The organism is Calothrix sp. CCY 0018, assembly GCF_963920925.1.
GTDB lineage: Bacteria > Cyanobacteriota > Cyanobacteriia > Cyanobacteriales > Nostocaceae > Rivularia.
In genome coordinates, this window is record NZ_CAWUDI010000051.1 from 1 (window position 1) to 24,109 (window position 24,109).

General features: G+C 38.7%; 21 protein-coding genes. 12 read left to right on the plus strand and 9 right to left on the minus strand.

Annotated elements, in window-relative coordinates; genetic code table 11:
- The first annotated feature begins 322 nt into the window (after positions 1–322).
- Positions 323–1,576, plus strand: a complete 1,254-nt coding sequence (locus ACM03V_RS28295; RefSeq protein ID WP_414624140.1) for an MFS transporter — start codon at positions 323–325, stop codon at positions 1,574–1,576.
- Positions 1,577–1,656: 80 nt separating this feature from the next.
- Here the strand turns inward: ACM03V_RS28295 and ACM03V_RS28300 are convergent, their stop codons facing one another.
- The 5 genes from ACM03V_RS28300 to ACM03V_RS28320 all read right to left on the minus strand — a co-directional run bounded on the left by ACM03V_RS28300 (position 1,657) and on the right by ACM03V_RS28320 (position 6,210).
- Positions 1,657–2,769, minus strand: a complete 1,113-nt coding sequence (locus ACM03V_RS28300; protein ID WP_414624141.1) for a sensor histidine kinase — start codon at positions 2,767–2,769, stop codon at positions 1,657–1,659.
- Positions 2,770–2,840: 71 nt separating this feature from the next.
- A complete protein-coding gene (locus tag ACM03V_RS28305) occupies positions 2,841–3,209 on the minus strand; it encodes a hypothetical protein (RefSeq protein WP_414624142.1) in 369 nt (122 codons plus the stop codon).
- Positions 3,210–3,213: 4 nt separating this feature from the next.
- Positions 3,214–3,711, minus strand: coding sequence for a Rab family GTPase (locus tag ACM03V_RS28310; protein WP_414624143.1), 498 nt, complete (start codon positions 3,709–3,711; stop codon positions 3,214–3,216).
- Between the two features lie 17 nt (positions 3,712–3,728).
- Entirely contained in the window at positions 3,729–5,522 is a 1,794-nt protein-coding gene (locus ACM03V_RS28315) for an OmpA family protein (RefSeq protein WP_414624144.1), read from the minus strand.
- An 88-nt stretch (positions 5,523–5,610) separates the two neighbouring features.
- The gene (locus tag ACM03V_RS28320; protein WP_414624145.1) at positions 5,611–6,210 is read right to left on the minus strand and encodes a hypothetical protein; all 600 of its coding nucleotides are present in this window, start codon (positions 6,208–6,210) and stop codon (positions 5,611–5,613) included.
- Between the two features lie 836 nt (positions 6,211–7,046).
- On the opposite strand from ACM03V_RS28320, the gene ACM03V_RS28325 reads away from it, so the two are divergent.
- Entirely contained in the window at positions 7,047–8,252 is a 1,206-nt protein-coding gene (locus ACM03V_RS28325; RefSeq protein ID WP_414624146.1) for a sensor histidine kinase, read from the plus strand.
- Here ACM03V_RS28325 and rnc read toward each other — a convergent pair.
- Entirely contained in the window at positions 8,249–8,971 is a 723-nt protein-coding gene (gene rnc, locus ACM03V_RS28330) for a ribonuclease III (protein ID WP_414624147.1), read from the minus strand. The genes ACM03V_RS28325 and rnc overlap by 4 nt on opposite strands.
- A 486-nt stretch (positions 8,972–9,457) precedes the next feature.
- Here rnc and bchD point away from each other — a divergent pair, with 486 nt between their 5' ends.
- The gene (bchD, locus tag ACM03V_RS28335) at positions 9,458–11,488 is read left to right on the plus strand and encodes a magnesium chelatase ATPase subunit D (RefSeq protein WP_414624148.1); all 2,031 of its coding nucleotides are present in this window, start codon (positions 9,458–9,460) and stop codon (positions 11,486–11,488) included.
- Positions 11,489–12,455: 967 nt separating this feature from the next.
- Here the strand turns inward: bchD and ACM03V_RS28340 are convergent.
- Together ACM03V_RS28340 and ACM03V_RS28345 are read right to left on the minus strand one after the other, a co-directional pair.
- Positions 12,456–13,001, minus strand: coding sequence for an REP-associated tyrosine transposase (locus tag ACM03V_RS28340; protein WP_414624149.1), 546 nt, complete (start codon positions 12,999–13,001; stop codon positions 12,456–12,458).
- 172 nt (positions 13,002–13,173) lie between these two features.
- The gene (locus ACM03V_RS28345; protein ID WP_414624150.1) at positions 13,174–13,734 is read right to left on the minus strand and encodes a pentapeptide repeat-containing protein; all 561 of its coding nucleotides are present in this window, start codon (positions 13,732–13,734) and stop codon (positions 13,174–13,176) included.
- Positions 13,735–14,114: 380 nt separating this feature from the next.
- Here ACM03V_RS28345 and dusA point away from each other — a divergent pair, with 380 nt between their 5' ends.
- Both dusA and ACM03V_RS28355 read left to right on the plus strand, forming a co-directional pair.
- Positions 14,115–15,077 (plus strand): tRNA dihydrouridine(20/20a) synthase DusA, encoded by a 963-nt coding sequence (gene dusA / locus ACM03V_RS28350; protein ID WP_414624151.1) that lies wholly within the window; start codon positions 14,115–14,117, stop codon positions 15,075–15,077.
- A gap of 177 nt (positions 15,078–15,254) precedes the next feature.
- Complete coding sequence (locus ACM03V_RS28355; RefSeq protein WP_414624152.1) at positions 15,255–16,889, plus strand: alpha-D-glucose phosphate-specific phosphoglucomutase; 1,635 nt, start codon at positions 15,255–15,257, stop codon at positions 16,887–16,889.
- Between the two features lie 250 nt (positions 16,890–17,139).
- On the opposite strand, the gene ACM03V_RS28360 is transcribed toward ACM03V_RS28355, so the two are convergent.
- Positions 17,140–17,928: an RNA polymerase sigma factor SigF gene (locus ACM03V_RS28360; RefSeq protein WP_414624153.1), complete on the minus strand. Its 789-nt coding sequence runs from the start codon at positions 17,926–17,928 to the stop codon at positions 17,140–17,142.
- A gap of 357 nt (positions 17,929–18,285) precedes the next feature.
- Here ACM03V_RS28360 and ACM03V_RS28365 point away from each other — a divergent pair, with 357 nt between their 5' ends.
- From ACM03V_RS28365 to ACM03V_RS28395, 7 genes are all read left to right on the plus strand, one after another.
- On the plus strand, positions 18,286–19,020 hold the full coding sequence (locus ACM03V_RS28365) for a Bax inhibitor-1 family protein (protein ID WP_414624154.1): 735 nt from the start codon (positions 18,286–18,288) through the stop codon (positions 19,018–19,020).
- 752 nt (positions 19,021–19,772) lie between these two features.
- Positions 19,773–20,892 (plus strand): peptide chain release factor 2 gene (prfB, locus tag ACM03V_RS28370; RefSeq protein ID WP_414624155.1). Its coding sequence is split into 2 segments (ribosomal slippage): positions 19,773–19,844 and positions 19,846–20,892, totalling 1,119 coding nucleotides; the frame shifts between segments, so codons are not numbered across the junction.
- Between the two features lie 239 nt (positions 20,893–21,131).
- On the plus strand, positions 21,132–21,287 hold the full coding sequence (locus ACM03V_RS28375) for a DUF3285 domain-containing protein (protein WP_414624156.1): 156 nt from the start codon (positions 21,132–21,134) through the stop codon (positions 21,285–21,287).
- Between the two features lie 14 nt (positions 21,288–21,301).
- Positions 21,302–21,844, plus strand: a complete 543-nt coding sequence (ybeY, locus tag ACM03V_RS28380) for an rRNA maturation RNase YbeY (RefSeq protein ID WP_414624157.1) — start codon at positions 21,302–21,304, stop codon at positions 21,842–21,844.
- Positions 21,845–21,975: 131 nt separating this feature from the next.
- Entirely contained in the window at positions 21,976–22,431 is a 456-nt protein-coding gene (locus tag ACM03V_RS28385) for a diacylglycerol kinase family protein (protein WP_414624158.1), read from the plus strand.
- Between the two features lie 84 nt (positions 22,432–22,515).
- Positions 22,516–23,115: an anthranilate synthase component II gene (locus ACM03V_RS28390; protein WP_414624159.1), complete on the plus strand. Its 600-nt coding sequence runs from the start codon at positions 22,516–22,518 to the stop codon at positions 23,113–23,115.
- Positions 23,116–23,886 carry an MBL fold metallo-hydrolase gene (locus ACM03V_RS28395; RefSeq protein WP_414624160.1) on the plus strand — a complete coding sequence of 257 codons (771 nt, stop codon included), beginning with the start codon at positions 23,116–23,118 and terminating at the stop codon, positions 23,884–23,886.
- Positions 23,887–24,109 lie beyond the last annotated feature (223 nt).

The window sequence follows — 24,109 nt, forward strand, 5'->3', positions numbered from 1 at the left end:
ATAATCTAAATTCTTAGGCTAGAAGCCCAGTGTCTTTAGACCTGGGTCGTTGACAGGTATATTTCTAACCTGCTATTACTAAATTTCGCGTATTATTTTAGCTTCCTACTTGTGCGGGCTACCACCTCACAAGGGTAGATTTTTTTAGCTTCTGAGTGCTTCTACTAAAACACTATCGCTATAGTAGGATTAATTCTCTCATCACGACCATGTTATGTGAAGTAATGTAACATAGAGCTTGTAGTCTTCTATTTGTTTCGAATTGTTGAACGATAAATAAAAACTACAAATCGCAAACCTCACACAATACTTGCATTTACCCGTGAAAGTTTTATTTTCACTCGATAGTAATTTACGGCGAAACCTGCTGGTTTTATTTGTAGCAGGTTTATTATTTTGGGCTAGTTTGGCTTCGTTATTGCCAACTTTACCGATTTATATCGAAGATATTGGAGCAACAAAGCAGCAAATCGGTTTAGTAATGGGTAGTTTTGCTATTGGATTGTTATTATTTCGTCCATTTTTAGGTCAATTAGCAGATAAAAAAGGTCGAAAAATTGTATTAATAATCGGTCTTTTATCAGCCGCAATTGCTCCCATTGGCTACAATTTTGTGCAATCTATACCGCTGTTACTTGTAATTCGTGCCTTCCACGGTATTAGTATTGCTGCTTTTTCTACTGCATTTTTAGCATTAGTTGCAGATATCGCACCTGTAGAAAATCGCGGTGAATTAATTGGCTATATGAGTTTAGTTAATCCGGTTGGTTTAGCGATTGGGCCTGCATTAGGCGGTTATTTAATGGAAGCATATGGTTATACGCCATTGTTTATATTGTCTACTACTTTGGCAAGTCTTGGATTATTATTTTCTATACCGATTATTAATCCGATAGTTCAAGCACAGGAGAAAGTTATAAATAGCGAGAGTCCATTTTGGCAAAAGTTGATTAGTCCTAGAATGAGAATTCCCGCTATTCTATTATTAATAATCGGTTTAACGCTGGGAAATTTACATACCTTCGTAGCATTATTTATCAAATCGACCGAAGCAAATTTAAACCCTGGATTATTTTACACGGCAGTAGCGATCGCCAGTTTTTGTTCTCGGTTTTTTTGCGGAAGAGCTAGCGATAAATTTGGTCGTGGTTTATTTATTACCATCAGTTTAATTTGCTACACATTGGCAATGGTATTATTATGGACGGCCAATAGTTCTACGGATTTCTTATTAGCAGCGCTATTTGAAGGAATTGGTAGTGGTACGATAATTCCCATGATTGCAGCGATGATAACAGATCGAAGTTATCCTCACGAAAGAGGACGAACTTTCAGTTTGTGCATGGTAGGTTTTGACGTTGGTGTAGCGCTTGCTGGCCCAATTTTCGGTATCGTTGCTCAACAAATAGGTTATCGCAACATATTCGGATTTAATTTTGCTATTACGTTTACAGCAATCATAATCTTCATTACTTTATCAAGTAAAAATTTACCTGCTTCTTTACGCTTCGCTTTCGGACGTGGTGTCGATGTTTACTCGCTGAATAAGGTTGAGGAAGTGGGAGTTAGGAGTTAGGAGTTAAACAATTTTGGATTGAGATTTACCAATTACCAATCCCGCTCTAATATTTTCCAATGCCCAATGCCCAATTCCCATTAATTAGCTTTCAATAAACGAAACCAAAACCGGGAACCTCCATTTTCACGAGATGTAAAACCGATTTTTCCTCCCCAACGCTCGACTGTTATTTTACAAAAATAAAGTCCAATTCCGGATTTACCGGATTTTTTTTGTCCTTGAGTGAACTTTTGAAATAAAGTATTGGCAATTTCTAAGGGTACGCCGCTTCCTTCATCTTCCACGCTAACAAGGATATATTCTTCTTGCTGCTGTAAGTTTACAGTAACAGTAGAGTTTGGGGGACTGTGACGAAAAGCATTTTCTACTAAATTTGCCAATATTCTATCTAAACGTGATTTATCACCAACTACTTGCCAATTTGCGGAAGTATCTATATCTTTAGCAAGTAGCAAGTGCATTTTATTTAATACGAAAGTCGGCGTTAGTAGTTGAACAATATCAGATACTGCTACTAAAGCGTCTGGTGCTGTCTCAACTTCATCTTTAAAGCTTTCTAGCGATTTTACTTCTGTAGAAAATGCATTCAAAATTTCTCTAATCAACTTTTCTTGTTGAACTGTTTGCTTTCTACCAATTTCTAAACGCTGTTTACCTTTATCTGATAAACTTTCTAATTCTAATAGAGCCAAACAACAGTTTATACCGCTTAATTGTCCGGCGACATCATGTATAATGCAGTGAATTAAAACTTCTTTTTTCTGATTTTCTTTAATAATATGTTGATAATTTAGCTTATTTTCTCTAGCTTGCTGAATCAAGCTTTGCTTTTCTAGATAAGCATCGCTCATCATTTCAATTAGTAATATTTTTTTTTCATCTGCAAGCAAAGCGGAAGCTTCAAAATGAAATTCATTCCCAGCGAAGTCTAAATCGCTCCAGATTCCCGATTTCAAAGGTTTCTCATCATTACTTTGCCAATATTCTTCTGCATCAACTAAAAAGTTCTCTACAAAAGGAAAGTTTTCTTCAGGAATTAATATTTCCATTCCTGGTTCTAATTTTTTACGGCAAAACCGCTTAATCCACTTTGGTATCTGTCCGATAAATTTAAATTTGCCAACATCAAGCCGTTCTAAAACTAAAATATTTAAAGCGGCAAAAATTTCTGCTGTTACAGATTCACTCATAATTAAACAGTCGCTGTCTGCAATATTTTTATGTTAGCTTTATTACAGATGTAATATTACTCTTACTTACGTTACATTAAACGAGCAGAGTTTACTTCCTGTTGAATTTTAAATATTTGTATTTCATCCCAAGTTGCATCTAATAATAATACCCAATCTCCTTCTTTTTCTGGAAATAAATGTACATCCACACAAACTCCAGGTTCGGTTTTGACGCAGGGTAAAAACAATGGAACGTCATCAAGCGGTAAAAGTCCTTCAAGAAAGAAAATTTGCTGACTAGCATCTTCTCCTTGCTGTAAATTAGCTACTCCATATACTGTTAACTTTCCACCCCAACTAGATAAACATCCATCTTTACCTACAAAAAGATATGCTAGAGAACGACTTTCTCTCATAAAGTTAACAATATAACTACTTACAGGTAATGGGATATCCATACATTCATCCTTCCAGAATTTTGGTAGCAAGTGTTTGAAAAATTTCTTCTACATTCAATCCAGTTTTTGCACTCGTTTTAATCGTAGTCCATCCTTTATTTTCAATAGCTTGGATACTTTTAGAATCTATTTCCCATTCGTCTTGCAAATCCCACTTATTCAATACTAAAATAAAAGGTACTTTACCTATAGAATCTTCTACTCGTTTTTGTAAATCAAAAGCCGTTTGCAAGGTAGTTTTTCGCGTTCCATCCACAACTAATAAGTAGCCAGATGAACCTCTTAAATAAGAAGTTCTTAATTTCTGAAATTCATCTTCTCCATACAAGTCCCACAAAATTAGATTTAATTCTTTTTCTTCCACCGTTAATGTTTTTCTATCAATTTTCACCCCCACAGTCGTTTGATATTTTTCAGAAAATATGCTGTAAACGAACTTAGCTACTAAGCTTGTTTTACCAGTGGCAAATGCACCCACCATACAGATTTTTTTCTGGAGCATTAAACTTATACCCCTTTCTAATTAGCAACGTCGTCTATAATAACTTTGAATGATACTCTACGATTAAACTTTTTATCTTCTGGTGTTGATTCGGGACGTAAAATCTGTCCAGAAGCTAATGCTTTTGTACTAAATCTATTTTGATCAAAACCTTGAGATGTAAGATAGGTAGAAATTCTCTCCGCACGGTTTTGAGACAGTTTGATATTAGCTGCTTTATCTCCTCCGCTATCTGTATGTCCAGTAATTTGAATTAATAAATTTTTTTCTAAGGATTTCCCTGCATTAATAATATTTTGTAATTTTGACAATAATTTTGATAGTTTTTCTACTTCACCGGGTAAAAATTGAGTTGTACCTTTTTCAAATAGTACTATTATTTCTTCAATTTCTTTTTTATAAGCATTAAGCTGGTCAATATCTAAATCTTTTAAGTCTTTATCTTCATATTTACTAATACCAAGAATAGAGAGCGATGGTTTTTGGTTTCTTGCTGACAAAATCCACTCGCGAGGTGCAGAACCTGTAGCTTTCAAAACACTATTTTCATCCAGCTTTAAAGTAACTGTTTTAGGGTTTCGCAGTAACTTTTCGGCTCTTTTAACAATAATTTTGGGTTCCAGAGATATAAAAGGTTTCCACAGGTGGATAATTTTTTTAGGATTGAGATTAGCTTCTTCCATTAGCTTATCCGTTTGGATTGCTAACGGATCGCGCATACCTGCAATAAAACTTTTTCCATTTCTTTTACCTGTCTTAGTCACTACAATCCCAGGTTGTTCCGACAAATTTTTTACGTAACTATTCCAGCGATTATTGTTTCTAATTGCAAAAAAACCCCAGGTACCTAATATTACCGCTACTATACCCAAAGCAGCCCATGCATAAGTATAATTATTTTTTTTAAGCGGAATGTTATAACGAGATTCCAAACAAGCTTCTAAATACGGCTGACTGGCTGCAAAAGGCTCGGTATCTCCAGAAAAATTATGGATTTCTTTACCTAATTTTATATGTATTTTTTCTATTGTATTTTTAAATACGAACCTTAATTCTTCCGGTGCATTTCCTCGAATAATACCCGCTAAAACACTTGTTGGTCCTTCTTCAATCCAAATAGTGAGTTCTCCAAACTCTAAAGTATGTAATCCTTCATGTTTATGCACATCAAACGAATCTTTGACAAAATCTTGAATCGCTGTCAACATCGCCGAAACTAAAGACGGATCTTGAGCGGATACCAGCGGTGCTACAACGTGTTGCAGCATCAATCCGCTGTTTTTGTCAATCAGAAATACCTGCTCCACTCGATAAACCAGCGTTCGTAACATTACAACTTCTGCGAACGACTTCCCCGTTTGTCTGGCTTCTATTCTCCACTTCAAACTTTGCGGTGAAACACTGTGTTCCAAAGCATAATTGAACGACTGCAACATCTCATCCAAAGCAGTGGCGATCGCCTTTCGCGTAGCGGGGCCAATAATCGGGAAAATGGCCTCGGAAAGTACGTCAATATCTTTCTTAACAGAAGAATCAATCGCTTGCTCAACTGTAGGAACCATTGCTTCCGATAGCTGCTCATCTTTCATTGTTCGCAAAATAATTGCTTCCGGAAGTATGCGACTGATATCTTCAGCATCTACGTCAGGATTATCCAGTTTTTCGTAAAATCGATGAAGTTTCGGCTGCTCAATTCCTAAAAGCAAGCTCCGCAATTCACCCAATTCATCTATATTATTATCATTATTACTTTCAATCTGATTATTATTTAAGGATTCTTCCGCTACTCGATTTCCATTTTTATCGCTCATTTGTAAAATTATCGGATTTATATATCAACGATCGGTAAAATAATAAGTCATTCATTATCATAATCAAATGAATGACTTATAGTGATTACTATTGAGAATTCAAACGCAATGCTAATTCCGAAAATAAAGCCGCTAATTGAGTCCGATCTGTTTTTTCACTTTTGAGTTCGTAAGTCTCCCGCTCTAGTAAACCGACAATCTCTTCGTATTTTTGTCGAATATCATCCTGTAAGCTTTGAGATTGACTGAAAATTTGTTGACGCAACTCCCGCTGAGTTTTATCTGCTTGTTCATCAAGTTCACCCATCTTTTTCTCTAAAGATTCAGCAAGTTTTCTTTGTTCTTCATTAATTGCTTTTACCGCTTCATCGCGCTTTACTTGCTCGTTCTTTGCCCTGGAACTCAAAGAATCTGCTTCTTCTTTAATATAATTTTCTAACGTATCCAGTCGCTTTCTCGTCTCATCTCTTAAATCCGTACATTCTTTAACTAAACGCTCTTCCAAACGAGAAAATTTTTTATCTAACTCCCGCATTTGAGAGCCAACCAAAATATCTCGAACCTTACTTAAGCTATTATTTTCGTGAATCTCAGGATTATTATATTCTATTGGCTTACTGATATTTTTGCTTGATACCATTTGCCCTATTTCAGCCGAATTATTATCGTATTCTTCTGAAGATTTCATTTTCTGCTACATCCTAATCTATATTTCCTGTTCCCGTAATTTCATCATTCGCTAATCCTACAAGCGTATCCCAATATACTCAAGTCTGGATTGTTTTTTTTACTATTGAGTAAACTAACATCCTAAAAATTACCCGAAAAAATCATCCTCCTTAAGATTGAAATTAGATTATACATTGGAAACGCTTATTCTTCTGATAAGTACTATTAACTACATTTTGCAAATAAAATCACCATTTTTTAGTCGCATCTCTTGCTCGATTAATTCTTGCATTCACCATGCAAAAAAAATTATCTAAACTACTGAGATAAGCCGAGAACATTTTGATCGGCTAACGTACTTGTTTGTTTTGCTACATAAGTTGTGAAAAGAAGCAAAAATCGATGAATTAGATTATTTATTGTTTTTTTCTCTTTTTTACTGTTTCTAAGCGCTATACTCTCATCTATATTAAATAATGCAAAAGTTACTTGTTTTGATAAGTTTTTTACGATAATCAAAAATATAATACATAAAATTAGACTTTAATATATTTTGTAACGAAATATATCAAATATTTAGTTAGCTAAATATTGTCCCTACTTCACTATAATAAAAGCAAATATATTTGGTTCTTCAGCACTTGGTATGCTAATTAAATAGTCGTAAAAAGGCAGAAGGCAGAAGGCAGAGGGCAGAAGGGAAAAATAGTTGTAGAAGGTATTTTATATGAATAAATACTTTAAAGTTCTTACATAACAAGTGTTTCGGGCTTTTTAACTGAAGATTTAGCATACTATGTAATGAAGAGCCATATATTTAAAGTTAGCTTCAATTTGCTTAAAATAGCGTAATTTATGGAAGATTTTAGTCAATTACTTATTGATAACAAAGAGAAAATCATCGAAAGGTGGCTGGAAAAAGTTTGTGAAGACAGTCGAGTTGAAAGTACTGATGGTTTATCTCGTCGAGCTATAATAGACCATCTTAATTATGTGCTTACAGCGTTAGCAACGGTTCTTGCCAATAATAGGGAAGATGACTTTCCAGCGATAGTAGAAGCGAGCTTAAGTCATGGAATTCTCCGTGCCGAACAAGGTTATGATGCATCGGAAATAGCTAGAGAATACCATTTGTTTCGTCAAGTTATATTTTCCACTTTGGAAGAATACTTACTAAAAGCATCAGCAGCGGAAGTTATACGAGCTATGCGTTCGATTGATAGCGTAGTGGATGAAGCAATTACTCAATGCTTTGACAGCTATACACAGCAACGAATTGACGAGTTAGAAAATCTACAAAATCAGTTAAGTTTGCATAATCAAGAATTAACTCGGTTTGTTCGTGCTTCTCAAGAAAATCTTTCTTTTTTAGCGCACGAACTGAAAAGCCCTTTAACATCAATCATTGGGTATTCAGATTTATTTTTACGAATACAAAGAACTAATGCCGAAGTTAAAAGTACCTATGGAAATTTAGAACATATCGATCGCGTATTAAATAGCGGTAGAAAATTATTACGCTTAATTAATAACGCATTAGAAATTTCTCGTTTGGAATCAGGAGAAACAAAACTCAAGTTAGAACCAATTAATCCACGTGAATTAATTGAAGAAGTGCATAATATGTTAAAACCTTCTTTAGGAAATAAGAATCTCGAAATTAAGATTAATTGTCAGAAAGCCCCAAAACAAGTAGTTACAGATACACTAAAGTTACAACAAGTTATTACTAATCTTTTAAGTAATGCGATTCGCTATACCGAATCCGGTAAAATTGAAATTAATTGTGAAACTGTAGATGAGAGTAGATGGAACATTGAAGTTTCAGATACCGGAATAGGCATTTCCGAGGAAGACTTACTAAATATTTTTAATCCTTACTATCGTGCTGCTCCCAATAGTAAATCTTGCGTTATTGATGGTACTGGCTTAGGTTTAGCAATAGTTTCACAACTTGTTACAATTATTAAAGGTGAAATTAAAGTAGATTCTAAATTGGGGGATGGTTCTACTTTTAACGTTATTTTACCCCTGGAAATAGAAAACAATTACCAATTCTAAATAAAACCCTCTTCTTCTAAGTTATTCAAAGCATCAATTGCAGCCGCTTTTTTCGCCCCTCTTGTATTTTTACCCATACCTTTACCGTATTTTTTATTATCTACAAATACTTCGGAGAGGAACTCTGGAGCGTGAGGTACACCACCTGTTTTGGTGACAATATATTTAGGAAGATTGGGCGGATTTTGGGGAATGTGGCGCTGAACCCATGCTTGTAACTGATTTATTGGATCGAGATTAGAACGAAATTCAACTATCTCTTCAGGAACCGAATCAAATAGCGGTTCAATCACATTACGTAATACTTCAATATCTGAATTATTATCTAGATAAAAAGCTGCAACTACCGCTTCAAAAGTGCTGCTAAGTAAATTTGGGTTTTGGTATCCTCCTTCACGGATAGCGCCTTTACCCAACCGCATCTTTTTATCTAAACCGACTTCCAAAGCAAACCTTGATAATTGCTTTTCATCTACTAATGCCGAACGTCTGCGCGTTAATTCATCTTCTCCAACTTTTGGATGACGATTATAAAGATAATCTCCGCTTAAATAAGTTAATAAAGCATCACCTAAAAATTCTAAACGTTCGTTATGTTCCCCTTCTTGGGGATGTTCGTGAACGTAAGAACGATGAGTCAGCGCACTACGTAAAAGCGAATCATCATTAAATTTAGCTTTTTGGATTATTTCTACTAATTTTTCTTGTTTGCGAACCATTTCTGTTAATTTAAGGGACAATAAAAATAAAGTTTTAAGTATTCTCAAGAATAATATAATTCTGCAATTTCTACTTCAGATGATGTTTTAAAAGTCAATAAAAATACTAAAAACCTCTCTCCAAACCTCTCTCCTACAAGGAGAGAGGCTTCTAAACCCCCATTCCCTGCTCCGGGAAGGGGGTAGGGGTGTTAGGTTTCCGAGATGCTGTAGGTAAAACATAATACTTCTAAAACATCCTCTCAAATGCAGATATAGCTTTTAAAAATCGCATTCACCATATTCGTGCATTTTTATTTTCAGTTAAACCTCTACCAACCCGTTCGCGATCGCTAATAGCCATCTTTAATAATTTAAGTCACATATAATGCAGTGATTATTTTAACTTAAATTACTCAAAAAACTTGAAAATTCAAATTATTGCTTTGGTAATAATCGACCACTAATTTGGTAAACTATAAGATTAGACTAACTATTATATAAAAAATGGCTGCATCCACTGTTAATTCTAGTTTTACTACTTTTCCCTTAACTGCTGTAGTTGGTCAAGAAGCGATCAAAATAGCTTTACTATTAGCAGCCGTCGATCCAGAATTGGGAGGAGTGGCGATCGCCGGACGTAGAGGAACGGCAAAGTCAGTGATGGCAAGGGCTATTCACGCTTTACTACCGCCGATTGAAGTTGTTAAAGATTCCATTAGTAATTGCAATCCCGACAATCCCCAAGAATGGGATGACGATTTATTATCTTCTAATATCTCAGATGTCGAAACCGAAATTATCCCCGCACCATTTTTACAAATACCTTTGGGAGTCACCGAAGATCGACTTTTGGGTTCGGTAGATGTGGAAAAATCGGTGAAGCAGGGAGAGACAGTATTTCAACCGGGTTTACTCGCTTCAGCACATCGCGGTGTGCTGTATGTAGACGAAATTAACCTTTTAGATGAGCAAATTAGCAATCAACTTTTAAGTGTATTATCCGAAGGGCGCAACCAAATCGAACGCGAAGGAATCAGTTTTCAGCATCCTTGCAAATCGTTATTTATCGCTACCTATAATCCCGAAGAAGGAAGTTTACGAGAGCATTTACTCGATCGCATTGCCATTTCCCTTTCAGCAGACGGCGTTTTAGGTTTAGATGACAGAGTACAAGCAGTAGAGCAGGCGATCGCTTATTCTCGTTCTCCTCAAGAATTTCTCCAGCAGTACGACGAAGATATAGACTCGATCAAAACTCAAATTGTTTTGGCGCGGGAATGGTTGAAAGAAGTTACCATCAGCCAAGAACAAATTAGTTACTTAGTTGAAGAAGCAATTCGCGGCGTAGTGCAGGGGCATCGTGCCGAACTATTTGCGGTAAGAGTAGCCAAAGCTTCCGCAGCACTCGACGGGCGTAACCAAGTCAACCCCGACGATTTGCGCCGTGCGGTGGAATTAGTCATAGTACCCCGCGCAACAGTAATCCAAACACCACCAGAAGAAGAACAGCAGCCACCACCACCACCACCACAACAAAGCCAGGAAGAACCCGAAGACGAATCCGAACAAGAGCAAGACGAGCAGGAAGAACAAGAAAAAGAAGAAGATTCAAACCAAGAAGAGCAGGAACCACCAGGCATTCCCGAAGAATTCGTTTTTGACCCAGAAGGTGTAATCTTAGATGAAAGCGTGCTTTATTTTGCTCAAATGGCACAGCGTCAAGGAAACTCCGGAAGTCGCGGTTTAATCTTTTCCGACGATAGGGGACGCTATATCAAGCCAATGTTGCCTAAAGGAAAAGTTCGTCGCATCGCCGTAGATGCCACATTGCGAGCCGCTGCACCGTATCAAAAAGCACGACGACAACGGCATCCCGGTAGAAACGTCATCGTAGAACAAGGCGATATTCGCTCCAAACGCTTAGCCAGAAAAGCCGGAGCATTAGTAATATTCGTTGTAGACGCTTCCGGCTCAATGGCACTCAACCGAATGCAGTCAGCCAAAGGAGCGGTAATGCAATTATTAACAGAAGCATATCAAAACCGCGACCAAGTAGCCTTAATACCCTTCCGAGGAGAACAAGCAGAAGTTGTATTACCACCCACACGTTCCATCACCTTAGCCCGCACCCGCTTAGAAAAAATGCCTTGCGGCGGCGGTTCACCCTTAGCCCACGGCTTAACCCAAGCCGCACACGTCGGTTTAAACGCTAAAAGAAGCGGAGACATCGGACAAGTAGTTATAGTTGCAATTACCGACGGACGCGGTAATATTCCGTTATCTCGGTCACTAGGAGAACCCCAAGAACCCGGAGAAAAGCCAGATATCAAAGGAGAATTATTAGGAGTAGCCGCCAAAATTCGCGCTTTAGGAATGCAATTGTTAGTAATTGACACCGAAAGCAAATTTGTCTCTACAGGATTCGCGAAAGAGCTAGCAAAGAACGCTGGAGGTAAATATTATCATTTGCCGAAAGCCACAGATAAAGCCATTGCCGCCATGACGAAGGGTGCTATTGCAGATATGAGAATGTAATTGGTAATTGGTAATTGATTATTTGTAGGTTGGCTTCACGGCGCACGAAGAGTTATGATTTTCAACCCGAAATTTGATTGCGCCGTAACCCAACATCAACGTTTACATAAATTTTTATGATGATATCGCTTTATCCACAATTGCGGTGTTGGGTTACGACGCTATATAAATTAATTGGTTAATTGTTAAAACTTGCGGTGCGTCTAACCCAACCTACAAATATCGGCTAGCTCGTAGGTTGGGTTGAGGAACGAAACCCAACGAAACAATACGCTTCATCAATAAATATATGTTGGCTAATTTAAAATTAAATCAAATCACTGATGTTGGGTTACGACGCTATATAAATTAATTGGTTAATTGTTAAAACTTGCGGTGCGTCTAACCCAACCTACAAATATCGGCTAGCTCGTAGGTTGGGTTGAGGAACGAAACCCAACACAATCTAGAAGACTAAACAAAATAATTCAACTAAAAACAAGATTAAACATCCAACGAAACAACGCGCTTCATTTAAAAATGTAGGTTGGTATGAAATCAAAACGCGCTTTGTTGGGTTACGACGCTATATAAATTAATTGGTTAATTGTTAAAACTTGCGGTGCGTCTAACCCAACCTACAAATATCGGCTAGCTCGTAGGTTGGGTTGAGGAACGAAACCCAACACAATCTAGAAAACTCAACGAAATAATTCAAATCAAAATAAATATTAAACATCCAACGAAACAATTCACTTCATTCATAAATTTATGTTGGATAATAAATTATTAAACCAAAATACCGATGTTGGGTTACGACGCAATTTCAATTGTTGGTTGATTTTTAAATATTGTCGTGCGTCTAACCCAACCTACAATTCTTGGTAACAATAATCAAAATGCTGATGTTGGGTTACGACGCAATGTAAATTAATTGGTTAATTATTTAATTTTGTCGTGCGTCTAACCCAACCTACGATTACGATTGTTATTCATTCCCTACCCAATCGGGAAATTCTAATTCCACACCTGCACCCCAATCAATATCATAAATACCTCGTTTAACATCGCGATGAAAGCTTGAATATTTCCAATCTTTGGGTGCTTTTACATATCCATGTCGCACGGGGTTGTAATGAATATAATCGACATGGTAAATAAAATCTGTTTCGTCGCGGATTTGATGTTCCCAAAAACGACGTTGCCAAACTCCTTGTTCTTTTTTGCGCTGCCGCGATGCAGATATTTTTCCTTTATATTTCGGATGACACAGACGACTAAAACCACCTTTAATCAAGTTCCAACGAATTGAAAAATCATCATCGTTTGCCCTGGGTAAAGTCCAAATGCAATGTAAATGTTCGGGTAAAATTGCGATCGCGTCGATTGTAAAATGGTGCTGCTGCATTACCCGTTTAAATATCTTTCTTAGCAATACAATATTTTCTTCATTACACAGAAATTTGCGGCGATTCTGAGTGACAACCGTAAAAAAAAAGGTACCTCCTTCTATTTTGGCTCTACGGTATTCCATTTATTTTATTAGATAAACAAATACGATTATATTCGGTATTATTTGGATTTTATTTCCGATGAAATCACAACGCGCTGATGTTGGGTTACGACGCAATGTAAATTTATTGGTTAATCATCAAATCTTGTCGTGCGTCTAACCCAACCTACGATTATTCACAATCCCCAATTCCCTAATCTTCAAAAATCGCGCCTCGCAACTGCAATTCAACCTTCATCCGATTAGAAATACCTGTATTCCATCCAAATCGAGCATTATTAACCGTAGCGCCACATAAATCGGTATCGGAGAGATTTGCACCGAGTAAATGAGCATCGTTAAGGTTAGCATGACTCAAAACAGCATGACTAAGATTACTTCCTAATAAGTAAGCATTGCTGAGATTCGCGGCTCGCAAATTGGCACCTTGGAGAATACTACCGCTTAAAATAGCTCCTTGTAAGTCTGCTTCTTGTAAATCGGTACCGCGCAAAATAGCAAGACAAAGATTTGCACCTTTCAAACTTGCACCTCGAAGTATAGCAAGACTGAGGTTTGCATTACTAAAATCAAAACCTGACAAATTATTATTTTTGAGTAAATTCCAATTTAACGAGCTATCGCGATCGCCTAAATCAACGCCATTTAAACTACTATTCGTAAAATCACTATCTACCCTAGCGTTGCGCTTCTGAATTTTGTTAATATTAGATGCCTTAAGCACAAATGGTAGTTGATTGTCAACTGTATTCATTCGAGGATTTCTGTATGATTGCCTCTAATAGCTTTATCTTCAAGCCATCCTAAACCACTCTAATGGTAGACAGTTTGCTCTACTGTCTCAAAGAAAAGGATCGATAATTACTAGAGAATAGCAAGCGAGAAAAACTTTTTTCTATTTTCAGCAACAGTTTCAAGTATCATCAAGACCTGTTTAGAAATAAAATAATTAACATATGCGATCGCCACTTTTAGTAGACAGTTGATAAATTGTCACAATCCCTGATTTTAAGATTGTTGCATAGCTAACTTTTATTTATATGTAATCAGTTACCAATTAACAATTATCTGATAATTATATTTATAGCTCCCAATTCCCAACTCCTAACTCCTAACTCCTAACTCTTCCTCCCCATGCCCAATCCCTTAAGCATCGCCCCAATGATGGATAGAACAGATCGTCATTATCGATATTTTATGCGCCAAATTACCCGTCGCACTTTGCTTTATACGGAAATGGTGACGAGTGCGGCAATTATGCACGGGGATAAAGAGCATTTGTTGGGTTTCTCCCTAGAAGAAAAGCCATTGTCGCTACAAGTGGGGGGCGATAATCCCGCAGATTTAGCAGAATGCGCTCGTATTGCCGAAGGTATGGGTTATGACGAAATTAATTTGAATGTAGGTTGTCCCAGCAGTCGCGTACAAAGCGGTAATTTTGGTGCTTGTTTGATGGCGAAACCGCAACAGGTAGCGGATTGTGTAGCGGCAATGATTGATGCTACAAAAATTCCCGTTACCGTCAAGCATCGTATCGGCGTTGACGATTTAGACAGTTATGAGGACATGGTAAATTTTGTTAAAGTTGTCTCTCAAGCTGGATGTCAACGATTTACCGTTCACGCTCGCAAAGCTTGGTTGGAAGGATTGAGTCCCAAAGAAAACCGCGATGTTCCACCCTTAAGATACGAAGATGTGCATCGTTTGAAACAAGATTTTCCCCATTTATTTATTGAAATCAACGGTGGATTTAAAACTTTAACTCAGGTAGAACAGCACTTAAAGTCAGTTGATGCCGTGATGGTTGGGCGTGCGGCTTACGATAATCCCTACCTTTTCGCTACTGTAGATAAAGAATTTTACACGGAAGCAGCCTCGTTTTTTAATAGACGTGAAGTCGTAGAGAATATGTATGATTACATAGATAAATGGGCCGCGAAAGGATTGAAGCTGAATAAAATTACTAGACATATGCTGCAACTCTTCACCGGCATACCTGGTAGTAGAGCATGGAAGCAGCACATTACAGAAAACTCATGTCGTTTCGGAGTTGGTTCCGAAGTTGTGCGGGAAGCTTTGGCGAAAGTGCCAGGTTGAGGGAGATGGGGAGATGGGGAGACAAGGGGAAATCCAATTACCTATTACCTATTGCCTATGTCCAATGCCCAATTACCTATGCCCCATGCCCAATTCCCAATTCCCAATTCCCAATTCCCAATTACAAATTACCCTTTCGCTGGTACTTTTATAATTAATACCCAAGAATTCGTATTTATGAATATTCGTACAGTTTCAACTCAACCGTTTACTGACCAAAAGCCCGGTACTTCTGGCTTGCGGAAGAAGGTTAAGGTTTTTCAAAAGCCTAATTATTTGGAAAATTTTGTTCAATCGATTTTTGATAGTCTCGAAGGCTATGAAGGACAAACTTTGGTTGTGGGTGGTGATGGTCGTTTTTACAACCGCGAAGCTATCCAAATTATTTTAAAAATGGCTGCGGCTAATGGTTTTGGACGTGTATTGGTAGGTGAGAACGGTATTCTCTCTACTCCTGCTGTTTCCTGCATTATTCGCAAGTATAAGGCTTTTGGTGGGATTATCCTTTCTGCTAGCCACAATCCGGCAGGCCCCGATGAAGATTTTGGCATCAAGTACAATACCGATAATGGTGGCCCCGCACCGGAAAAGATTACTGAAGCTATCTACAATCGTAGTAAAACCATTGATGGTTACAAGATTTTAGAAGCAGACGATATAAATTTAAGCAAGTTAGGCAGTTTTGAAATTGGTTCGATGACGGTTCAAGTCATTGATTCAGTAACAGATTATGCCGAGTTGATGCAGTCGCTGTTTGATTTTGACAGCATTCGTCAACTGTTAACTTCGGGTGATTTTCGGATGTGTATGGATTCCCTACACGCTGTAACGGGGCCTTATGCTTACGATTTATTTGAACAGCGTTTGGGTGCCCCAGAAGGAACCGTGCGTAGCGGTAAGCCTTTAGAAGATTTCGGTGGCGGACATCCAGACCCAAATTTAGTTTATGCTCATGAATTAGTTGATATTTTATTTGGAGACAACGCTCCCGATTTTGGTGCTGCTTCCGATGGAGATGGCGATCGCAATATGATTTTGGGACGTAATTTCTTCGTAACTCCCAGCGATAGTTTGGCGGTGTTAGCTGCAAATGCCAAACTAGTACCGGGTTACAGTTCGGGATTAGCTGGTGTAGCGCGATCGATGCCTACTTCTGCGGCTGTCGATCGAGTTGCTGCTGAAATGGGAATTGATTGTTATGAAACTCCGACTGGTTGGAAGTTCTTTGGCAACCTTTTAGATGCAGGTAAAGCGACTCTTTGCGGTGAAGAAAGTTTTGGTACGGGTTCAGATCATGTACGGGAAAAAGATGGACTTTGGGCTGTTTTATTTTGGTTGAATATCTTAGCATCTCGCAAGCAATCAGTTGAAGAAATTGTCAAAGAACATTGGAAAACCTACGGACGCAATTACTACTCAAGACATGATTATGAAGCGGTAGAAACAGAAAAAGCCAATACCTTAATGGAAAATCTGCGTTCTTCGTTATCTTCAATGAAGGGCAAGCAATTCGGTAATTATACAGTTGAGTATGCCGATGATTTTAGTTATACAGATCCCGTAGATGGCAGCGTCAGCCAGAAGCAGGGAATTAGAATTGGTTTTACCGATGGTTCCAGGATTGTATTTCGACTTTCCGGTACGGGTACTCAAGGAGCGACTTTGAGAGTTTACTTAGAAAGCTACGAGCCGGATAGTACAAAACATAACTTAGATCCGCAAGAAGGATTAGCAGAATTAATTACCCTCGCCGATGAAATAGCTCAGATTAAAGCTAATACCGGAAGAGATGAGCCTACTGTTATTACCTAGTTCTTGAGTGAGAAGGGAAGAGGAGGTATAGGGGGTAGAGGGGGGAGAGGGGGTAGAATTTTTAATAATTCCTAACTCTCAACTCTCAACTCCTAACTCCTAACTCCTAACTCTTTATAATTATTCAATTTAGTAAAAAATTCGTTGTCGATGTTGGGGGAAGATGTAAAACTTTGTGCAATTAGCACGCCACAAGAAAAGTCAAAGCCATGTTTAAATTGATAAATTATTGTGTAACATTTTCGATCTATCATGTGACCGTAGCTACAGGCTGTGGTTGCTGCATTAAATTCATTAGATCGTCAACTCCTTTTTGCAGGTACCGCGTTACTGTCATTGGGCTAGTACCAATTTTCTTCGCTGCATCCTTACGAGAAAATTCTTTCAAAAATACTAATTCCACAGCCATCCGAGGCTTTTCTTCCAACATACCCATAGCGCCGTGGAGTTGCTGACGCTCTTCTTCTAAATGCTGTTGAGCCGCTGTTTGGGGACAAGGTAATGCTTCACCCAATGTGATTTGACAATCGATATAGTTAACTACGGTTGCATCCAAACTTAAAGGCATCCGATTTTGCACCGCTAGCTTGGTTTCTTGCCATTCTTGCACCGAAACTTTAAGCTCGCGGGCAATTTCCAAATCTAATGGTTGTCTTCCTAAGATATGCGCTAAATCTTTACGTATTTTCTGCCCTTCGTTGTATAGTTCTTGCCAACGACGGGGAATTTTCAATAAAGTACTGCGATCGCGTAAAAAGTGCAGCATTTCACCCCGAATATAGGGCACAGCAAAAGAACTAAATGCGTATCCTTGAGTGGGATCGAAACGTTCGATTGCTCTTATTAAACCAAAGTAACCAATTTGTTCCAAATCTTCATAAGGTTCGTTACATTGATGGCTAAATTTATGAGCCATTTTACGTACTAAACCACTATGCAATTTTACGAGTCTGTTACGAAGTCTAATAGAGGGATTCTGATGATATATACATAATAATTCCATACCATCAGATCGGAGAGAAGACTGAATTACTGCCATATAATTTCCTTTAGGGACTCTTTTTCCTGTTAAAAGCCGAGCCGAGTAAAGTTCTATCAAAGCTGTAATTATTTTCTAAGGTAATCCTTTTTAATACCATTCGTTGTTTCACTGAAATTACAAGGTGCCAGACCCCTCACATACGTATTTGTACGCATTAAAACTATCTTCATTAATTTGTTTATATGTCAAGATAACTTCCGCCGTATTCCCTCAAAACTTTAACTGGAGTGACTTTTAAGATTATTAAATTGTTCTTAAGAGAACCAATAACTGAACCAATGACTGAGCATGAATTAAATAAATTGCGTAAAAATAGGAGAAGAACAATATCTCAATTAAGAACTTATTGTAAATATGAGTAATACGAGCAATTTCCGCAACGCCATTCGCGACGCTAAAAATCAAGCCCTTATAGGGCCAAACGTAATCGCCAATGCACTTCCTTACGTAGGTGGTGGATTAGTACTTACTGCTTTGGGAACTTATGGTGGACTAGGTGTTATCCGCAATCATCCCGAATTATTTTTCCCCACCTTTATTGGTGCGATAATCGTAGAGTTAATTTTGTTTTTCGTCGCTCAAAATGTAGCTGCTAAAGGTAACAAGCAAGTTGCATTACCTCTACTAGCAGCCTACAGCCTCCTATCTGGGTACACCCTTAGCGGCTTAGTATTTGTAGCGCTGAGAACTCAAGGAGTAGGCATTGAGGGCATTGGTATCGCCGCCCTTGGTTGTGGCGTTACCTTTATCGCCGCCCGTCAGATTGGTTCAAACCTTTCCGACTCTGACGGTATGGCTTTAACTAAAACCGTCCGTTTGGGTGTAATTGCCTTACTTGTAGTTTTGGTACTGCAATTAGGACTTTCCTTTTTTGGCGTATATACCCCTGGATGGTTGGAAATCGGTATTTCTGGCTTAGGTGTATTGTTATTCGCTGGTGCTGCGGTAGTTGACTTTTACGTACTACCCCGTACCTATAAAGATGATGAATATTTACCCGCAGCATTATCGATGTACCTTACCTACATCAATTTATTCATCTTCATCTTACGCCTATTGATTGCTATTAGCGGCGGCGGTAGAGATTAAGAAGAGATGGGGGATGGGGAGATGGAGAGACAAGGGGACAAGGGGACAAGGAGAAAATAATTACTCTTTACTCTTTACTCTTTACTCCCTACTTCCTACTCCCTACTTCTAACTATGCCCCATGCCCAATTCCCTTTTTCGTACTACGATACGTAATGTGTCCTAATAAAATCAAAATCATAGAAATTCCAGCCCACGCAGGTGGGCTTTGCTTGTGTAGCCCCAGACTTCCAGTCTGAGGGTAATTAAAATCTCAATACATCAAAAAACATTAAAACGGGAAAATTTTCCAGACAATCGCTAGAATCATAAAGGAGTATAAAATACACGTAAAACATCTGGGAAGTTGGTAGCCCTGTCTTTTTAAAGCAGGGTGGAAAACTGACCCAAGCAGATTTATCTGCTGTGGTAAAATATTAGTAGCAAGTAGGAACAACCATCTACGTGAAGAAGCATTCCTAGTACGGTGAAATCCCCGCAACGAAGAACCGGATGCAAGATGCATAACGACTAGACGAGCAAGTAATGGCAGGATGTTGAGCGTACCGAACTGGCAGAAGTGATGGACGTAGGATCGCATAGTATTGATACAAGTAAGCGCAATTGCAACATCAATTTTGATAGTTGTTTTGAGCGTCTAGGGGGATATTTGACTATCCCTTTTAAGCGAGTCTTAAAGAATCTGCCTCTTTTTAAAGGGCAGAGTGTCAAGCAGATTCTAGAAGCATCAAAGCTAAAAATCACAAACAAATATGGAAGTTCTAGAAATCAAACGGGAAATCGAAACGCTATCCTTACGCCTGGGTAAAACTCAGGACTATCTTTGACTTACCCGCACTCAAAGCTAAGATTCAAGATTTAGAACAAATCGCAGCACAGCCGGAATTTTGGGAAGATCAAAATAAGGCTCAAGATACGATGCAAGAGCTTAACGAACTCAAAGAGCATCTGCAACAGTATCATGACTGGCATTCTAGCTTAGAGGATACCAGGGCAGTTGTTGAATTATTAGAGTCCGACACCGATGATTCGCTACTGAATGAAGCTGTATCTAACGTTACAACCCTCAGCCGCGAACTCGACCAGTGGGAGTTACAGCAGTTACTTTCTGGCCCCTACGATAGCAAAGGCGCTTTATTAACTATCATGGCCGGTGCTGGCGGTACTGACGCTCAAGACTGGGCAGAAATGATGATGCGAATGTATACCCGTTGGGGAGAAAGTCACGGCTATAAAGTTACAATTTCCGATGAATCTTCCGGAGATGAAGCTGGTATAAAATCGGTGACTCTGGAAATTACGGGGCGTTATGCCTACGGGTATTTACGTTCGGAAATGGGTACCCATCGCTTAGTAAGAATTTCTCCTTTTAACGCTAACGGTAAACGACAAACTAGTTTTGCTGGCGTAGAAGTCATGCCGCAGATAGATGACAATGTAGAATTGGATATCCCCGATAAGGATTTAGAAATTACTACATCTAGAGCAGGTGGTAAAGGCGGACAAAACGTTAACAAAGTTGAAACCGCAGTCCGAATTGTTCACCTGCCCACAAATATTGCAGTGCGATGTACCGAAGAGCGATCGCAACTGCAAAACAAAGAAAAAGCCCTTGCTCGTCTCAAAGCGAAGCTATTAATTGTCGCTCAAGAACAACACGCCCAAGAAGTCGCCGAAATTCGCGGTGACATGGTAGAAGCTTCTTGGGGAAACCAGATACGTAACTACGTCTTCCATCCTTATCAGATGGTGAAAGACTTGCGTACTAATATCGAAACAACCGCCATAGCAGACGTAATGGATGGAGAATTAGATTCCTTCATTCAAGCTTATCTAAGGCAGGAGAATCAGATTACTGAGAATGGGGAATAGGGAGATGGGGAGATAGGGAGACAAGGGGACAAGGAGAGAGGGGGTAGAGGGGGTAGAAAAATTCTTAACTCCTAACTCCTAATTCCTAACTCTTCACCTTTGACCTATAACCTTTAACCTTTGATCTGTATTTGCCCAATTACCAACTACCAATTACCAAATTCTTAGAAAATGCCAAATTGGCGCTCCATTTCTCAACAATTTGTTACATTGGAAGAAGAGTTTGTTATGGAATTTTTATGAACGACTCTTCTACCAAGGAAGATAAACCTAGCTATACGAAACTGGCGATGCGTAATATGGTGCAAAAGGGTGGCACCTCGCTACAGCATTTTGCACTTACTACTTTTGGACTGTTGGCTGTTTTAATTGGTCTTGCTTATCTAACTCATTGACGAGGGGAGATTGAGTGGATAAACGGCTTTCCGTTGAAGTTTACGTGCAGGATAATTATTATAAATCTTCTCCGAACGAGGCTGTGGAGAATGAGGATAAAGATGTCCGCATTTGTGCAGAAACTTGGCAAAAATGGTTTTGTCAATGGGTGGATATGATGCAATCCGATATCCCCCTAGTTTCTGCTTACGAAATTGGGCTGCGTTTGACAGATGACTCAGAAATGCAAACCTTAAATTCTCAATACCGTCATCAAGATAAGCCTACAGATGTTTTGGCTTTTGCAGCTTTAGAAGTAGATTCGCCACACGTTACAGAAATTGATACGGAGGATGAGCCTTTATATTTGGGTGATATTGTTGTTTCCATTGATACTGCTCGTAGGCAAGCAATGCAGCAAGGACATCCCTTGAAAACAGAATTAGCTTGGCTAACATCTCATGGTTTGCTGCATCTTATCGGCTGGGATCATCCTGATGAAGAGAGTTTGCGAAGAATGCTAGAAAAGCAGGTAATGCTACTGAAGACATTAAGTATTGATATAGACCTAGAATAGATTCGCTTATGAGCTTTTTTTGATCTCATCTTTAAAATATTCCTTTAGAAAATTGCCAAAATATTGATTTAACCTTTAAATTTCGGGAAAAATTTCATCTTATGTTTGTAGCAACTATATTTAGAAAGCCTATGTCCCAACAAATTTCATCTTCACCTAAAGCAAACCGTTTAGAAACCGTAGTGTCTAAACAAAGAGAATTATCTTGGGCAGTTGCCTCGAACTTGTTTATTAGTTTTAAATATGCCTGGGCTGGAATTACTTACGCTTTTCAAACTCAGCGTAATTTCCGCATCCACCTATCTGTTTGCGCTTTGGCTATTGGCTTAAGCGTTTTTTTGCATCTGAAGCCGGTAGAAATTGCGGTAATCGGAGTTACTAGCGGTTTAGTTTTAGCTTTGGAGTTGCTTAATACAGCCGTTGAGTCTGTTGTTGACTTGACAGTTGAGCAAAAGTATCATGAATTAGCGAAAATTGCTAAAGACTGTGCTGCTGCTGCGGTGTTGGTTTCGGCTTTGGTGGCGTTGCTAGTAGCTGCTATTCTGATATTGCCTCCTTTGTTCGAGTTGATTTTATCGTCTTTGTAATTTTTGTAATTTACAGTTGAGATAAACGGTTAAGACAATCGGATAAACTTGGCATCAGAGATAAAACTTAGGATTTTAATCGCTGTGCTGATAGTCATAGATAATTACGACAGCTTTACCTATAATTTGGTACAGTATTTGGGTGAACTGGCTGTAAATTTTCCTGTGGCAAGTCAAATTAAGGTATTTCGTAACAATAAAATATCTTTAGATCAAATTCGGGCATTAAATCCTGATGGTATAGTAATTTCTCCGGGGCCTGGAAGACCGGAAGATGCAGGAATTTCTTTACAATTAATTGCAGAATTTGCACCCAACTACCCAATTTTAGGCGTATGTTTGGGACATCAAAGTATTGGTCAAGTATTTGGCGGTAAAATAGTTCCTGCTCCGGAGTTGATGCACGGCAAAACTTCTGAAGTTTTTCATACTGGGGTAGGAGTTTTTCGCGGTTTAGACAATCCGATGACCGCAACCAGGTATCATAGTTTAGTAATAGAGCGAGAAACAATTCCGGAAACGTTGGAAATCACTGCCTGGGTTGAGGATGGGACAATTATGGGAGTACGACACAGGAACTTTCCTCACATAGAAGGTGTCCAATTTCACCCAGAGAGTATCCTGACAAATTCGGGAAAGCAATTATTGCAAAACTTTCTAGAAAAATTACCTTTGAGAGAGTAAATGAAACGACGACAATTGATTGGCTACGCTGGAGCGGGGTTAGCAGGTGCGTTGTTTGCTAATCTGGGTTCTGGGTTGCGAGTAAATGCCCAATCTGGTGATTCGCTGTCAATTAAGTGGTTAGGCCATACTAGCTTTTTGTTTACAGGTGGCGGCACAAAAATTTTAGTTAACCCTTTTCGTACTATAGGCTGTACTGCTGGCTATCGTCCACCAAATGTTGCCGCCGACTTGGTATTAATCAGCAGTCAATTGCTGGATGAAGGTGCGGTTGAAGGTTTGCCAGGAGGGCCTAAATTAATTTATCAGCCTGGGGTTTACCAGTTTAAAGAAATCAAGTTTCAAGGAATAGCGATCGATCACGATCGCGTTGGTGGAAAACGCTTTGGTATAAATACGGCTTGGCAGTGGAAGCAAGCAGGGGTTAATATCTTGCATTTAGGGGGGGCTGCTGCACCTATTTCGTTAGAACAAAAGATTTTGATGGGTCGTCCTGACGTGCTATTAGTACCTGTAGGTGGTAGCGATAAGGCTTATAATGCCGAAGAAGCTAGGAAAGCAATTCAGATTCTGAATCCGAAGTTAATTGTTCCTACTCATTATCGTACTCAAGCTGCGGATAACAATAGTTGTGATATTGCTCCCGTAGATGATTTTCTGACGTTAATGGGTGGAATGAAAGTAAATCGTAGTGAGAGCGATACGATTAGCGTGAATCCCGGTAGTTTACCAGAGAATAGCACCATTCAGGTTTTTAGTTACAATTTTTAAAACAGATTTATAATTCTTGTAGAGCAGGCTTTCGAGTCTGCTTTTTAAATTCATTAAGGGATTAATATGCAAATTAAAGATGTCAACGACCCCGCTCTAAAGAGACGGGGCATCCAGCCTAAAAACTGGTAGCCCCAAGTTGACCAGACTATCGTTAACGGCAAGTGTTTAAGAACCTACCAAGGAATGCGTAGCTAGTTCCTTGCTCTAGAACTAATAAGTT

Bases quoted from the DNA above. Each gene is read 5' to 3' on its own strand.
- ACM03V_RS28300 (WP_414624141.1), bottom strand. From the start codon at position 2,769: ATGAGTGAATCTGTAACAGCAGAAATTTTTGCCGCTTTAAATATTTTA.
- ACM03V_RS28305 (WP_414624142.1), bottom strand. From the start codon at position 3,209: ATGGATATCCCATTACCTGTAAGTAGTTATATTGTTAACTTTATGAGA.
- ACM03V_RS28310 (WP_414624143.1), bottom strand. From the start codon at position 3,711: ATGCTCCAGAAAAAAATCTGTATGGTGGGTGCATTTGCCACTGGTAAA.
- ACM03V_RS28315 (WP_414624144.1), bottom strand. From the start codon at position 5,522: ATGAGCGATAAAAATGGAAATCGAGTAGCGGAAGAATCCTTAAATAAT.
- ACM03V_RS28320 (WP_414624145.1), bottom strand. From the start codon at position 6,210: ATGAAATCTTCAGAAGAATACGATAATAATTCGGCTGAAATAGGGCAA.
- ACM03V_RS28325 (WP_414624146.1), top strand. From the start codon at position 7,047: ATGGAAGATTTTAGTCAATTACTTATTGATAACAAAGAGAAAATCATC.
- rnc (WP_414624147.1), bottom strand. From the start codon at position 8,971: ATGGTTCGCAAACAAGAAAAATTAGTAGAAATAATCCAAAAAGCTAAA.
- bchD (WP_414624148.1), top strand. From the start codon at position 9,458: ATGGCTGCATCCACTGTTAATTCTAGTTTTACTACTTTTCCCTTAACT.
- ACM03V_RS28340 (WP_414624149.1), bottom strand. From the start codon at position 13,001: ATGGAATACCGTAGAGCCAAAATAGAAGGAGGTACCTTTTTTTTTACG.
- ACM03V_RS28345 (WP_414624150.1), bottom strand. From the start codon at position 13,734: ATGAATACAGTTGACAATCAACTACCATTTGTGCTTAAGGCATCTAAT.
- dusA (WP_414624151.1), top strand. From the start codon at position 14,115: ATGCCCAATCCCTTAAGCATCGCCCCAATGATGGATAGAACAGATCGT.
- ACM03V_RS28355 (WP_414624152.1), top strand. From the start codon at position 15,255: ATGAATATTCGTACAGTTTCAACTCAACCGTTTACTGACCAAAAGCCC.
- ACM03V_RS28360 (WP_414624153.1), bottom strand. From the start codon at position 17,928: ATGGCAGTAATTCAGTCTTCTCTCCGATCTGATGGTATGGAATTATTA.
- ACM03V_RS28365 (WP_414624154.1), top strand. From the start codon at position 18,286: ATGAGTAATACGAGCAATTTCCGCAACGCCATTCGCGACGCTAAAAAT.
- ACM03V_RS28375 (WP_414624156.1), top strand. From the start codon at position 21,132: ATGAACGACTCTTCTACCAAGGAAGATAAACCTAGCTATACGAAACTG.
- ACM03V_RS28385 (WP_414624158.1), top strand. From the start codon at position 21,976: ATGTCCCAACAAATTTCATCTTCACCTAAAGCAAACCGTTTAGAAACC.
- ACM03V_RS28395 (WP_414624160.1), top strand. From the start codon at position 23,116: ATGAAACGACGACAATTGATTGGCTACGCTGGAGCGGGGTTAGCAGGT.